The sequence below is a fragment of the Neorickettsia sp. 179522 genome (assembly GCF_001593535.1).
Classification (GTDB): domain Bacteria; phylum Pseudomonadota; class Alphaproteobacteria; order Rickettsiales; family Anaplasmataceae; genus Neorickettsia; species Neorickettsia findlayensis.
The window spans coordinates 491,827-505,726 of the sequence record NZ_LNGI01000001.1 but is presented as its reverse complement, the minus strand read 5'-3'; the positions used below and the strand labels follow the sequence as shown (position 1 = coordinate 505,726).

Annotated in this window: 12 protein-coding genes and 1 tRNA gene; 9 read left to right on the top strand and 4 right to left on the bottom strand. The window is 40.2% G+C overall.

Annotation, left to right across the window (positions count from 1 at the left end):
• Nucleotides 1–158: 158 nt before the first annotated feature.
• Nucleotides 159–683, bottom strand: a complete 525-nt coding sequence (locus tag AS219_RS02380) for a cell division protein FtsQ/DivIB (RefSeq protein ID WP_231861837.1) — start codon at nucleotides 681–683, stop codon at nucleotides 159–161.
• 353 nt (nucleotides 684–1,036) lie between these two features.
• Here AS219_RS02380 and rpsD point away from each other — a divergent pair, with 353 nt between their 5' ends.
• The 6 genes from rpsD to AS219_RS02350 all read left to right on the top strand — a co-directional run bounded on the left by rpsD (nucleotide 1,037) and on the right by AS219_RS02350 (nucleotide 6,482).
• A complete protein-coding gene (gene rpsD, locus AS219_RS02375; RefSeq protein WP_067979593.1) occupies nucleotides 1,037–1,654 on the top strand; it encodes a 30S ribosomal protein S4 in 618 nt (205 codons plus the stop codon).
• 9 nt (nucleotides 1,655–1,663) lie between these two features.
• Nucleotides 1,664–1,746 (top strand) — tRNA-Leu (locus AS219_RS02370).
• A 248-nt stretch (nucleotides 1,747–1,994) separates the two neighbouring features.
• A complete protein-coding gene (iscX, locus tag AS219_RS02365) occupies nucleotides 1,995–2,198 on the top strand; it encodes a Fe-S cluster assembly protein IscX (protein WP_067979591.1) in 204 nt (67 codons plus the stop codon).
• A complete protein-coding gene (locus AS219_RS02360) occupies nucleotides 2,195–2,989 on the top strand; it encodes an MBL fold metallo-hydrolase (RefSeq protein WP_067979589.1) in 795 nt (264 codons plus the stop codon). The genes iscX and AS219_RS02360 overlap by 4 nt, the downstream gene beginning before the upstream one ends.
• The gene (locus AS219_RS02355; RefSeq protein WP_067979586.1) at nucleotides 2,986–3,573 is read left to right on the top strand and encodes an L-threonylcarbamoyladenylate synthase; all 588 of its coding nucleotides are present in this window, start codon (nucleotides 2,986–2,988) and stop codon (nucleotides 3,571–3,573) included. The genes AS219_RS02360 and AS219_RS02355 overlap by 4 nt, the downstream gene beginning before the upstream one ends.
• Before the next feature lie 197 nt (nucleotides 3,574–3,770).
• Nucleotides 3,771–6,482, top strand: a complete 2,712-nt coding sequence (locus tag AS219_RS02350; RefSeq protein ID WP_067980492.1) for a 2-oxoglutarate dehydrogenase E1 component — start codon at nucleotides 3,771–3,773, stop codon at nucleotides 6,480–6,482.
• Nucleotides 6,483–6,673: 191 nt separating this feature from the next.
• Here AS219_RS02350 and ruvB read toward each other — a convergent pair whose 3' ends face one another.
• Nucleotides 6,674–7,687 (bottom strand): Holliday junction branch migration DNA helicase RuvB, encoded by a 1,014-nt coding sequence (ruvB, locus tag AS219_RS02345; protein WP_067979582.1) that lies wholly within the window; start codon nucleotides 7,685–7,687, stop codon nucleotides 6,674–6,676.
• 386 nt (nucleotides 7,688–8,073) lie between these two features.
• Nucleotides 8,074–8,655: a Holliday junction branch migration protein RuvA gene (gene ruvA / locus AS219_RS02340; RefSeq protein WP_067979579.1), complete on the bottom strand. Its 582-nt coding sequence runs from the start codon at nucleotides 8,653–8,655 to the stop codon at nucleotides 8,074–8,076.
• A 722-nt stretch (nucleotides 8,656–9,377) separates the two neighbouring features.
• Here ruvA and AS219_RS02335 point away from each other — a divergent pair.
• Complete coding sequence (locus AS219_RS02335; protein WP_067979577.1) at nucleotides 9,378–10,373, top strand: hypothetical protein; 996 nt, start codon at nucleotides 9,378–9,380, stop codon at nucleotides 10,371–10,373.
• On the opposite strand, the gene ccsA is transcribed toward AS219_RS02335, so the two are convergent.
• Nucleotides 10,367–12,112 (bottom strand): cytochrome c biogenesis protein CcsA, encoded by a 1,746-nt coding sequence (gene ccsA, locus AS219_RS02330; RefSeq protein ID WP_082784587.1) that lies wholly within the window; start codon nucleotides 12,110–12,112, stop codon nucleotides 10,367–10,369. The genes AS219_RS02335 and ccsA overlap by 7 nt on opposite strands.
• Nucleotides 12,113–12,622: 510 nt before the next feature.
• On the opposite strand from ccsA, the gene AS219_RS02325 reads away from it, so the two are divergent.
• Together AS219_RS02325 and AS219_RS02320 are read left to right on the top strand one after the other, a co-directional pair.
• Nucleotides 12,623–12,934, top strand: coding sequence for a hypothetical protein (locus AS219_RS02325; RefSeq protein WP_067979575.1), 312 nt, complete (start codon nucleotides 12,623–12,625; stop codon nucleotides 12,932–12,934).
• A 14-nt stretch (nucleotides 12,935–12,948) separates the two neighbouring features.
• The gene (locus tag AS219_RS02320; protein WP_067979573.1) at nucleotides 12,949–13,866 is read left to right on the top strand and encodes a tRNA (adenosine(37)-N6)-dimethylallyltransferase; all 918 of its coding nucleotides are present in this window, start codon (nucleotides 12,949–12,951) and stop codon (nucleotides 13,864–13,866) included.
• Nucleotides 13,867–13,900 lie beyond the last annotated feature (34 nt).

Genomic DNA, 13,900 nt, shown 5'->3' with positions numbered 1-13,900 from the left:
TGGCATTACACTTTTTTTGCTCTCTGCTCACGAATGGATTTTCATATTCTTTAGTGCTTTGTCCGTCTATATTTTTCATCTAGGAGTCGTCATCTAATTGATTTTTAGTATCATGTTGCGGTTTTTCGTTGAGGGGATCTCGGATTTATGTAAGTTGATTAAAATCTTTCGGCTACATTTTTTTTGCGCAACTCTGACAGCAGTTTTATCCCTTTGTTTAAACTTTTTGCTTCGATTTTCAAGAAGTTGCGGAAACGTTCCCTTTCCTGCGGAGTTTTTAACGGAATGACTGTAACTAGATCATCAGCTATGACGCTCTCATCGTTTAACAGTGCAAGCGGTTTATACTCCTCTACAATGATAATGATCGTATCGGGTAATTTTCTTATTACAGATGCTTTGGCAGCCCATTTTTCTTGAAGAACTTTACTTCTTATTTCCGTAAGTGGGACTGAGAGTATATTCCTACCTTCATATGGTTCAACAAATGAGAATATCTGTTGTTTATCCACATAATTACAACCTCTAGTCTCCACTTTACTCACGGTGTATCCGTTCTCTATCAGCAGAGTATCAAAGAAGTACCTTAATCTATAGGTAAGGTTTATTCCTCCGAATATACAAATCAAAGAAAAAAGCAAACAAGATAGCAAAATAAAGGATTTTCTAATTCTTTTACTCATAGCACTTTGAGTACCGGAACCAATCCTGGCAGGCATATAAAATGAACAAGGTTAGTAATGCTCATTCAATTAAATCAAATCAAAAAAGAATCTCCTCGGCACACTTCCTTAGAGAAAGTGTATAGACAATATCTTGCTTTTGTATAGCCACATGATTTTCGTTCCTTTGATATCTCGATCCTCATGACTGTAAGTGCATTTCTACGAGACAGATCATAGTACTACTTTGCTCAGATCTTTCGTATTTTATCGATCACTACAAGATTGTGTCCTCTTTAGTCAGAGAAATATTCGTTTCTTTGTTGCTCAAAAGGTCGTGACATGTTAGAAGTAACTGGTGATTTTATACGACCATGACAACTACGATAAGAAGAAAGTTCAGGGTAAGCAGGCAGATGAAAGCAAGTCTCTGGGGGTCGCAGAAGGATCCAGTTCATAAAAGGAATTATGGTCCGGGACAACATGGGAGAGCTCCAGTAAAAAAGATTTCGGATTTTTATAAGCAGAACGCTGCCCAGCGTGCTTTTAGAACTTACTATGTTATTGGAAAAAAGCAGTTCGCGAACGTATTCGGTAAGGCTTATAGAGGTAAGGGCAACACGAATGATAATTTAATTTCTCTTCTTGAGAGCCGTGTTAGCTCAGTTTTATACAGGTCCGGTATGGTTCCGACGATTTTTGCTGCCAGGCAGTTGGTGTCGCATAAGCACGTTACCGTGAATGGGGAAATAGTAAACATTTGCAGCTTCACGTTGAAGGAAGGAGATGTTGTCCAGATAAGGGATAGGGCTAGTAATATTCCTTGTGTTGTTGCTGCACTTGCTTCAAATTCCGAAACTCCACACTATTTGGAAGTGAATAGAGAAAAGAGATCTGTTAAATTGCTGGTTTTGCCGAAGTTTGAGGATGTCCCGTATCCTGTTGTAATGGAGCCGAACTTGGTAACCGAATATTTTTCCAGTAAGATGTAAGGTTCTTCTGCCCATGTGACGGAATGGTAGACGTAGCGGACTTAAAATCCGTGGGCCTTTTGGCCTTGGGAGTTCAACTCTCCCCATGGGTATTCCATGAGTTTATTTTGTATGGTGGCTCTGATGTTTTTCAGTGCTTCCTTTTGGTGAGCGGGGTTGTGTGCTTGTCAGTGGGTTTGGTGAATATTCTGTCTTCCGTAAGTAGGAATGCTTCAAAATAACCTGTATTAAGCCTGTTGTAAGGCGGGCCTGCGCGCGCTACAATCTGGGCCGGTGTTTGGAACTTGTGGGATTAAGTATACTGTCTCTAGTGCAGGTTCTGTTATTTTTGTTTTGTTGAATGAAATGGAACGATTTTGAGGATATAGCGAGCGCCCTGGAGTTGCGTTATCCCGATAAAGATAATGTTAATATTCGATTTACTGATTTGCGCGAATGGATTCTCTCACTAGAGGGTTTTGAAGATCATCCCAATGCTTGTAATGAGCGAATACTAGAATCCATACAGGCAGCTTGGATATCTGAACGGGAAGATCGGGAATGAAGATTACGGTTTTGGGTTGTGGCAATTCTTCAGGTGTGCCGGTATTAGGTTGTGCATGTTCGGTATGTTTGTCAAGTAATCCACTTGATAAAAGAACAAGGTGTTCTGTTCTTGTAGAGACTTCTTCTACATGCTTACTCATAGACGCGTCACCGGATTTGCGGGCCCAGGCAATGCGGGAAGGATTTTCAAGTGTAGATCAGGTTTTTTACACACACATACACTTCGATCATCATGCTGGAACTCATGAGCTTTCTTCCTTTGCCACCTCAGAGGGAAATTGTATTCACGTGTTCAGTGACGAATTTACTATCTCTCATATAGAGACTCTTTATGGATATCTTTTCAAGTCAGGACATTTAAGTAATGCAATGTGGAAAAGATGCTACCTTAGTGCAAGGGTTGTTCCATACTATAAAGAGTTTGCTGTTGGGGATATGTTTTGCATGATCTTCCCTCAGACACATGGCAACATAAATAGCTGTGGAATTATTCTAAATGGAAAGTTTGCATATTGTACGGATGTTCGTTTAATACCGACTCGTGCTCTTGATATTCTGCACTCCCTCCAGCTAGAGGTTTTTATTATTGAGTGCTTTGATTATGAAAGTTCCTATGCTCATTCTAATTTTGCCGAAGCTCTGGAATATATAAATCTCATACGACCAAAAAGTGCCTTCTTCACCCATATGACCCATAAATTAGCGTATGACGATCTGGTTGCCAGGCTAGAAGTCAGTGGTGTTAATCATGTGAGGCCAGCATACGATGGTCTCTCTTTGGAGATATGATCTTTGAGACGGTTAGTTTTCTACGCGTTGGTGGAATTGTTATCTTCCCAACTGAGACCGTGTACGCACTCGCTTGTGATGCATCAAATTATCGTGCCATGTCGCGGATATATGATATTAAGCAAAGAAATATCAAAAAGAATTTACCTGTTATGGTGGCAGGTATTACACATTTGGAAAACTTTACGTTATTCAATAAATCTCAGGCAAATCTGATAAAGAAATGTTGTCCCGGTCCAGTGACGTTCATAGTTAGGCGTAAGAAAAGCGTTCATTTCAGGTTCCGGTTTCCGGAGAAAGTTGCAGTGAGAATTCCGGACTCGAAGGTGGCGCTTAAAATCCTTAGAATGTTCAAACGACCAGTTTTTGCGACTAGTGTAAATCTTTCAGGTAGACCAGCGGTGAGCAATTTTACTCAAATAGGGAACTACGTAAAGAAAAGGGTCAGTCACATTATATGTGATAATCGCGGGGTTAAAGGTATCGTTTCATCTATTATTGATATTTCTGGGGAAAGACCAGTTTTAGTGCGAAAGGGCGCCTTTAGCATGCGGTTTGTTGGAAATTCTGAGTTTATAGAATAGAGTGTTTTACACTTCTCAGACCCTTCTTATGATATAGACTCCGCATTTGTTCGTTGAGAGTCTTAGGAATGTAGAAGATTTCACTGAATGAAATTCTATTTGGTGTATTCATTCACCAAAAATATTGCTCACCTTTAAAAGTTATAGTCTAATATCAGACTGGGGTGGCATCTCTAGGGTGCATAAAAAGAAAGTCCATGAAAGTCGCAGATGATGAGTTATTGAAAAAAGTTCGCCAAGCCTATCTTGATAGTCCGAATTCTGTTGATCCAAGTTGGAGAGCTTTCTTCAGCTCAGTAGATTGTACAAAGTGTTCTGAGAGTCAAAATGTGTTCTCGAATGTATCATTTGTCCAGAAAGATAAGGGGGCTGTTGGAGGAATTACGGTTAATAAGCAGTTTCTACTTGATGTAAAAATCAGAGACTTGCAGGATGCTTACCGAAGGTTTGGCTATCTCGCTGCTGATTTAGATCTTCTTGGGCTGGTTGAGCCAGTAGTGAGGTCAGAACTTCATCCCGAATTTCATGGATTGAGTGATGTATCGTGTGTTCTTCCAAGTGGGCTGACAGTCGAACAGGTCACACGTGAAATGCATGCTGTTTATTGTGGACATATTGGGGTGCAGTTTATGCATCTAAGCGATAATAATGAGGTTACTTGGCTGAAAGAGAAGCTTGAAGGGAGACCATTTTGTCGCATAGCTTTGGATACATCACATAAGCTTGCTCTTCTAAATGTCCTGATAAAGGTAAATGGGCTCGAGGAATTTGTTAACACCAAGTTTAGAGGTGTTAAACGCTTTTCTGTTGAGGGATGTGATACTGCTCTAGTTGCACTAGAGTCCATAATAGAAGCTGCAGCTAATGCTGGGTGTACGGATGTCACAGTCGGGATGTCTCACAGGGGGAGGCTGAATGCCTTGGTTAATACATTCGGGAAAAAGTATCGGGCTCTATTCAATGGTTTTGAGGGTAAGTCACCCTTTCCGGAAGAATGTAAAGTTCATGGTGATGTGAAATATCATTATGGTTCTTCTTGTGAGCGGAAGTCTTTCCTGAGCGAAAAGACTATATTTGTGAGGTTATTGCATAATCCATCGCATCTAGATGCTGTTGACCCGGTGCTTATTGGTGCTGCGCGTGGTTCTAGAGATTTCGGTGCGGTAGTCTTCCCTGTGCTTTTACATGGTGACGCTGCATTTTCTGGGCAGGGAGTGGTATATGAATCCATGCTCTTGGAGGAGTTACCTAATTATGAGTCAGGAGGTGTGATCCACATTATACTTAATAATCAAATAGGTTTTACTACTCCACCACGGGATGCAAGAAAGCAACGTTACCCTTCCTTTATTGGAGAGGCGTTTGATATTCCTATTTTTCATGTCAATGGAGATGATCCGGAAGCAGTGTTCTATGTCACCTTGCTTGCTGCGGAGTTTAGAAATGCATTCAATAAAAGCGCTATAATTGATATAGTCTCTTACCGTCGTTATGGACATAATGAGATAGACGAACCAAAGTTCACTCAGCCAGAAATGTACGACGTGATTGAGAGGCATAAGCGGTCGGTTGATATATACGGTGAGCAGCTTATAAAGGAAGGTGTTATTTCACAAGATAAATTTGTAGAGCTTACTCAAAATTTCAGAGGTCTTCTTGATAGAGAGCTGAAGGAAGCTAAGACTTATAAACCTAGCTATGAGGGTTTGATCCAGAAAGGTTGGGAACGATATGTTGGGCAAGAAGGTAGTGATGAGCCTCGAGTGGAAACGAAAGTGCCTAAGGAAGTTCTTCTTTCTCTTTCTGAAAGACTTAACCATATTCCTGAAGGGTTTGATGTTAATTCCAAGGTACTGAGGTTGCTCGTGCGGAGGAAAGAAACCATTATGGCTGAATGTGATATAGATTGGGGAAATGGAGAGAATCTTGCTTTTGCGACGATACTGCATGATGGGATGTCAGTAAGGCTTGCTGGACAGGATTGTAAAAGGGGTACTTTTTCGCATAGGCATGCTGTTCTCACATCTCAGTCTACAGGGGAGGAGCTGTGCCTGCTGAATAACATTTCCGACGTAGCAAAAATGCAAGTAGTTGCTACTCCATTATCTGAGTATGCTGCATTGGGGTTTGAATATGGCTATAGCCTTATTAATCCAAAGACACTCGTTTTATGGGAAGCGCAATTTGGTGATTTTGCAAACGGCGCTCAGATTATTATAGATCAATTTATTTCCTCTGCTGAGTCAAAATGGCTCAGTAGGAGTGGTTTGGTTATGCTGCTTCCACATGGGTATGAAGGTCAAGGGCCTGAGCACTCATCCGCAAGAATTGAACGGTTCTTACAACTTGCTGCTGACAACAATATGCGTGTAGTTAACTGTACAACCCCAGCGAATTTTTTTCATGTTCTGCGCAGACAAGTGCTTAGTGAAGTAGTAAGGCCTTTGATAGTTTTCAGTCCTAAGTCACTTCTTAGACACAAAATGGCTGTTTCAAAATTGGAAGAATTCTATGAAGGGAGTTTCAGGCCCGTAATTAGTGATTGTGTTGATGCTAAGACTAAGACAATCCGTCGGGTAGTTTTCTGTAGTGGTAAGGTTTATTATGATCTTCGGGCAGAACTGGAGTCAGAGGAAATATTACTCGTGAGAGTAGAACAACTTTACCCAGTTCCGGATCAGGAAATCCGTGATGTTTTAAATGCGTACAGGGATGCAGAGTTCGTATGGTGTCAAGAGGAGCCCAAAAATATGGGTGGCTGGTCTTTCATGTTCCAGGTATTTGAGGAGCGCTATTCCAAGAAATTAAGGTATATTGGCCGGGATTACTATCCGGTTCCGTCAGAAGGTTTCATGGACAATCATCTAGTTAACCAAGCTGCTCTAGTGAGGGAAGCTATTACCCTTTAGGAGAAGTAAAGACAGTTTTTAGTTGAGTGTTCATGGCTTGGTGGTTGGTCTAACTGCAGTTTACAGACACAGTTTTACTCATACGCGAGCTCTTTTATTGTAATGGGGGTCTCTTGTCTAGACCTTTTCTAAGAAGAACCCCGAATGCGTTATTTACGCTCGCGGAACAAAACCAAGGATATGTTTGTACTTCATACTGATCCTTTTGCCAGGGCGACCTTAGTGGGTTCATTGTTCAACAAGTGGTCTAATGCTTTTTTAGTTAAACGGCGGCCGCGTTGTGTACGATTCAGAAAGCCTATTTTTATCAGGTATGGTTCTATTAACTCTTCTATTGAATCCTCTTTTTCTGAGATTGCTGCAGCAATAGTCTTTACACCCACTGGATTATCAGAATAATTTTTTGCTATGAAGTTCATGTAGGCGTAGTCCAACTTATCTAGACCAAAGTGGTCTATCTCCATCTTGTTCAGCGCAAGGTCTGCAAATTCGGGAGTGATTACGTCAGAATCGCTGACTTCAAGGAAGTCGCGCATCCTTTTAAGTAATCTAAGAGCGATTCTCGGTGTTCCTCTAGAGCGTTTTGCGAGCTCTATGATGGCAGCATTTTCTATATTAATGGACAACCTTTCTGCTGCTTGTTGAAGAAGTTGAAGCAGTTCACTTATAGTATAAAAGTCAAGCCTAAGCGTAATACCAAATCTATCCCTAAGCGGATTGGAGAGCATCCCTATGCGTGTGGTTGCTGCTATTAGTGTGAATTTAGCCAGATTTATTCTAATACTCTTTGCTGCTGCTCCATCCCCGATAATGACATCAAGATGATAGTCCTCCATAGCAGGGTAGAGAACCTCTTCTACAGCTGAAGGTAATCTATGTATTTCATCTATGAAGAGGATGTCATTTTTGTGCAAGTTTGTAAGTATTGCCGCAATATCACCTGCCTTTGAAAGCAGTGGTCCAGCGGTTGTATGTATTCTACTTTCCAGTTCGTTGCTTATAATATGCGCTAATGTCGTTTTTCCAAGACCCGGTGGACCGCAGAAAAGGACATGATCGAGAGAGTCATTTCTTTTGTGCGCGGAGTCTATAAAAACCTGTAGATTTTCTATGACGCGCTCCTGTCCAACAAAATTTTTAATAGACTTCGGTCTGATGGACAGGTCCTGTAAAGTCTCCTCTTGCTCAAATGTACTATTACGCACTTGTTTCTTTGTTAGGCCCAGCAGCTAACGTAACTTTACTATAATTTCCATCAGCAACATAGTAGTGATGGTAGTCTTATTTTGCTTGAATTTCTGATATGTTTGGCTGGATTAGCATGTATTAAGGCATCTTTCGATATCACTATGGCACCTTAGTGTAATATATCAATGATACTGAGCTAAACTAACTCCAATTGAATTTTTCGTCGGCGGCTACCATTCTTTTTTGCAATGAAATTGTGTTACTAATTTGCTGAGCGGGATTATATTTTGCGCTGTATCATTAAAGTCAGGGGGACATTTTTCTCTCCAAGCATCTTATCCATTGCTTTTGTTGAAGGCGGTGCAGTTCGATAAGAGTTGCAGGTGGCTTGGTTGTACAAAGGCTACAGCATTTTGAGTGCTAGTGTTATTAGTTCAGCTATTTCAATTGTAGGTTGGTTCATTATAATCTCCATGACAACCTTGTGGGAGGGTTTGTGTTGAAAACCCAGCTTTACTAGTGCGGATACGGCCTCGCTTGCTCTATGTACATTTGCGGAGGAAACAGTTCCAGGAATGTATGTGTCTAACTTCGAGAAGTCTTCATATGTTTCCGTGATTATGCGTTTTACTAGCTTTTCTCCTATACCTCTGATTTTTAACCGAGATTCATCTTTATTTTGAATTGCGAGGATCAGTTCTCCTAGTTCGAGATGATTTAGCAGACTCAGAGCAATCTTATAGTTTATTCCCTTTACTTTACTCAGCATTCTCGCTACTTCTTGCGATTTCTTGCACTCAAATCCGTAAAGTTTGTTTACGTTTTCCGAGAAATAATGCTCTATGTATAAAGATAAGTTTTGTCCAGTCTGAAGACTGTCAATGAGTCTACGTGTCGTAAAGACATTGTATCCCACTCCACCTACTTCTAAGATAAGAGATTCTTGATATAAGTCTGCTACCACACCTGTGAGTTTACCTATCATATGCGAAGAAAAGATTTCAGTAGCGAGATGAGAAACGTGGTCCTATAGAGAGTAAACTTACCATTAGATTAAGTGTAGAAGCTGCTTACTCTGCTTCTCGAACCTGAAAGGTACCCATAGTGCCAATAACGATACACGGGGACTGTACCTACAAGTTCTAAACATGTTGTCGATTCTATTTGTTTGAACAATAAAAGACAAGTGATAAAGCAGATTTCCTGTTTTAAGGATCTTGGCTCTGAAAAATAATAGTATAAAACATATGATAATTGAATGATAAATTCATATTTTGAGAGTAAAATCAAAACTTTGCTGAGGATATAGAGGACATAGATAACGCTTGTAGATTTATAGAAAGCTTAATCTCCATGTGTGCAATGAAGATTAATAGCTCTGCTATTTATCTCCTATCATAGTGCTTTAGTAGCTATACATACTTGCCGCACGGGGTAGAAGATGGCTCTATGGAGTTATTTTCTTGTAAATATGCTATAACTAATCTAACGGGTGTTCAGGAGCTGCGGGTTTCCTTCCGCTTGCTCTTTGCAGTTGGCACTACAACCAAATTTTAAATCTCTTCGCTGGAGAGCTAAGGGGTCTTTCTTTTAGACTGTAGTCTGTGTCTGTTATGTTGTGTAGTAATCCGACTTGGATTTTCACCCTTTCCCATACTGTCTGTTTTCTGGTTAGTTAATTTACCTTCCTTTCATTGGAGAGTTTTGATGTTTAGTGATAGTAGAAAAAAGAAGAGTAAATATAAGCGTCTTCAGAGTACTCAGTCTACTGAATTACTTTCTCAGTACGTAAAGATAAAAAAAGCTGAAGCGGTTGTTGCAGTTTCCGCTGTTGTTCAGAGTGTAGCTTCTCTTATATTTGTCTCATTTGTATCGGCACTAAATCAGCGGGGTTTATTTAGAAGTGATCTGAAGGGTAAAATCTGGACCTTTGTTGAGTTTGCAGCACTCATATTAGTGCTCACATCACTTATTCTTGGTGCTGTATCTTTTGCGTATACCGGTCGTAAAAAGGCAAAGTTACGCGAGCTATTAGAAAACTCCCATGAAAAGATCGCTGATACAGAACTTTCCCGTGCAGTAAGGCATTGTGCTGAGGGTACTTCTTCAATTGTTAATGGGAGCTTTGCATTGGAAATTCTTGCAACTTCAATTTTCCTTGCTAGCCAGGTTCTTATAGTTGTTGAGATATTTCATCCTTACGGTTTCAGAACGCTCCATAAATCTTGGGGAATGCCTTTCAGCGCCCAATGTCTCATAGATCTTGTAGCTCTGGCCATATTGCTTGCTGCCTCCGTCTTGAGGATAATTGTAGCCGACGAAAGGCGCCGCAAAGATCTCACTACCAGTAGTCAAAAGTCGCAACACAAAGCTGCGGGTGTGTTTTCATACATCTCTCTTCCTCTGTTCTCACTTTTTATAGGGATCTGTTCTACAGTTGCTAAAGTGCTTCAAGGTATGGAGGGAAATGCCGTAATCGAGATTGATAAAGATCCTCATGGTACTTTTCCCCTCGGGTTTACTATTAAAGCAGTATGTGTTGCCCTTGTCATTTGTCTTGGTGTTCATAAAGCTGTTTCCGCTGTTATTGAATATGTGAATGTAAAAACTCGGTTTGAGATCGAAAACGGTGATGTTAGACGTGCTATCGAGAAGTGTGATTGTGCCGAAACTCTTGGAGTGCAATCGATTGCAGATCAGTGAGTTAGTAACTTGTGTGTCGTCCCCAATATAATGAGCGCTAGTCCCAGCCAGATTAGCTGTATTTTGTCTCTATAATAAATTTCTACTGCGAGTCCTAGGGTTTCGTCTACGCCAGTTATTAGGATTTGTATATCACTCAATAGGTGGTGAAAGGTGTCTGACTCCGCGTTAAGAGTGTTTTGATGCTTATAAAATCGCAATTCTGGTTCCAATTTAGCTCTTCCGTTAATGGTAAAAGCAGCCCTTATACCGGAAAAAAGATCGTTGTTAATTTTGCTGCAATCTATGAGCTTTATAACATGTTTTTTTACTACAAGCTGTTCTCCAACCTGAAAGTATTGTTTTTTTTCCAGTGAATTTGATCCAAATCCGGCTACTGCGTAAAGAAATAGTCCAAAACCAAAGTGTGTCAGAAAGAAAGCATTCCTTTTTGTTGTGAAGAATCCTCTTATGCTACGCTCTTGCTGTAGGTCTTTTACATGTTTGCTCAGTATACTAAGCATTGTCATCATTCCTGAAACCGAGAGAGAAGCAGTAAGAATGTCTACGAAATTTCCTAATGAAAGCGCTATAGCAGCCAAGGTTAACACGATGAATTTTGTGTACCTTTCCTTACTTTTCAATATGATAAACAGGCAAACGCAGACCGCTAAGGTTCCAGCAACTTCTCCGGAAACAGTGTTGTAAAAAGATTGCATTATGTAAACGGAATCGTAGCCAAATGTCTTAGAGAACTTTGGTGCAAATGTTGCCAAAAGTAACACTATAAATAATCCAAAACACAGAATAGTCTGTGCTGACATTAAGTAGTCTCTTGACTCTGTATCGATGTTGCTGCTTGGGCCACTGTTACCAAGAGTACGGAATTTTACAATGAAAATAATTGCTGAGATTAGCGATAATAGACTAGTTACTATCAGTAAGTACATTCCACTTTCTGTACTTGTGTTAAATGTGTGAAGAGAATCTGTAAGGTCCATTCTAGTGATAAAGGTACCGAATGTTGCTGTAACAAACCCAAGGATTGAAAGTCCTACAGAAAGAGCGTGAGATTTCCCTTTTTTGATTGATAGAAATGATGAATGTATTGCACCTAACATAAGTAACCATGGGAATAGTGATATATTTTCTACCGGGTCCCAAGACCAAAACCCTCCCCATCCGAGTTCTCTGTATGACCACCATCCACCGAGTGCTATACCAAATGTCAAAAAGGTGAATGCAAGTAGAAGAAAGAAGTTCAACAGTTTAAACTCTTCTTTTCCGGATTTTCCCGTCAATAAGATTGCTATTGCAATTGAAAAACAGATTGAAGTTCCAACATATCCAAGATAGAGAATCGGTGGATGGACCATGAGAGCTGTATCTTGTAGAATCGGGTTTAGCCCAGCGCCTTCAGATGGGGCAAGAATGAAGAGTGTGAATGGATTACTTGAGTAAATTGTGAATAACAGGAATATAGATACAATGTAAGATTGTACTGTTATGACGGTTTTGTAGATTTCTGAATCCCTATATTTTCTCGAAAATACAAATAGATATAGTGAAAGTGCCCAGATCCATAGGATCATGGATCCCTCATGGGTCGCCCAGCCTGCTACGAGTTTATAAGAAAATGGAAGGTTTGTATGGGAGCTTGAGTATACGCTCTGAAGGAGGAAATTATCTGATAAATGTGCATGAAAAAGAGTGATGAAAGTAAGTGAATTCAAGAGAAATAATATCCCGGGTTTTCTCATGAGACTTGATAGGAAACCGAGGAAAAGTAATGTTGTTCCGAGATAGTAGTGGATTGTTGTCAGCATCAATGTGAACGATGGGGTATTCGTTATGAATTATACATGACGCGTTTACGTTGTTTAACTAAAATGGTTGACCAGCTGTTAAAAAAAGATAAGTTATTTTGCGTGGAGGTCTAGCGGCTTTTTTGAGATGCGTTGGTTGCTATAGTAAAGCATTCTCTATTAGAATAAAGAGAATTTCTAGTTTATTCAATATTAACTTATGTTATTTAAGGTATTACCGAAGATTTGTACGGACCCCTACTCTTTCCCGCACCCCTCTGCGTTTTATAGGAGTGGGTTTTGGTTTGTTGGTGTCTTTTGGGTACTCTCAATATTTTTGATAATGGTTGTTTTCTTAATTATTAAATTAATCTAATTAAATAGATGTTTGCATTCATGAGATAATATGCTTTTATTATAATAAAGTGTACCCTTTATATTTTTGTATTTGATCGTAGGAATAGTATGAATGAAGAAGTAGGTTTCGAAGAGGATTATTCGATAAGACAGGCTTTCAGGAACAAATTGCAGGAGATGTACTACAATGCTGTTGTTCTTGGTGACCAAGATATGTTGATTGACAGTAATGATCAGGTTATTTTGTTTGAATCTAAGTTGATCATGAGGAAGTATTTTTGGAATCGCAGGACTCAGGCCTTTGAGAAGATTCCTACTGGTGTGATGCGTGGTGTGAGAAGGAACAAAGGAGATTCTCATCAGGAAGAGTGTGACTCTGAGGAAGAGATTCAGCAGAAGGAAGAAGAGCTGGTGCAGTAGGAATTGCTTTGCCTATGCCCAATACAAGTCGGAGGGTTCTCGTTCTTACAGGTCCCACTTCTTCTGGGAAGACTTCTGTTGCGTGTGCTCTCAGTCAGGTGTCAGATAGGCTTGTAGTTGTTAATGCTGATTCAAAACAGGTTTATAGGGAGTTGCCCGTTTTAACAAGCCAGGCTTCTTGCGGTATGCTTTACGGGTACTTGTCAGTTTTTGATGACTTTGTTCCATCAGTCGCTTCTTGGATGCGTGATTGTGCCGCTTGTCTCCAAAGTATCTGGGCGCAGAAAGGTGTACCTTTGATTGTTGGTGGGACACCAATGTATGTGTATTCCTTGATGCATGGAATTAGTCTTCTCCCTTCATTGCCTGATTCTCTTGTACAGGATCTTTCTATGGAGCTTGATGCCCTTGGTCCCTCTGGTTTTCTTGAGCGTTTTGTTGGTAAAGCAGGGAGGGATTTATCGGAGTTTTCATGCGATTCATACAAGATGGTGAGAGATGTTGCATACTTTCTGTACACTGGTAAGACGATTCAGGAGTTGTATCGAGAGTCTTCCGTATACAAGATCCCGTATGATTCCATTGATGTTATATCCGTTGTTCCGTCAGATAGAGAGTCTCTTTACTTCAAAATAAATAAGAGGTTTCTCGAAGCAGTGAATTCAGGCGCGATAGATGAGGTGGCTTCAGTTATTGAAAATGAGGCGGTTTACAAAAATCGTGCGGTAACAACCATATGTGGGTTTAGAGAGATAGCTTCCTATTTAAGGAGTGAAATCACTTTCGAGCGCATGGTTGCAATGAGTCAGCAGAGCATTCGTAATTATGCTAAAAGGCAGTTAACCTGGTTTAGGAATAAGTTTAGTGGAATTAAGGTTTTTAACCAGCCTCAGGATGCTGAGAGATACATTTTAAGAGAAATACTTTCCTAGCGTCTAGCAATAGTTCACCGGACTAAATAAGAGA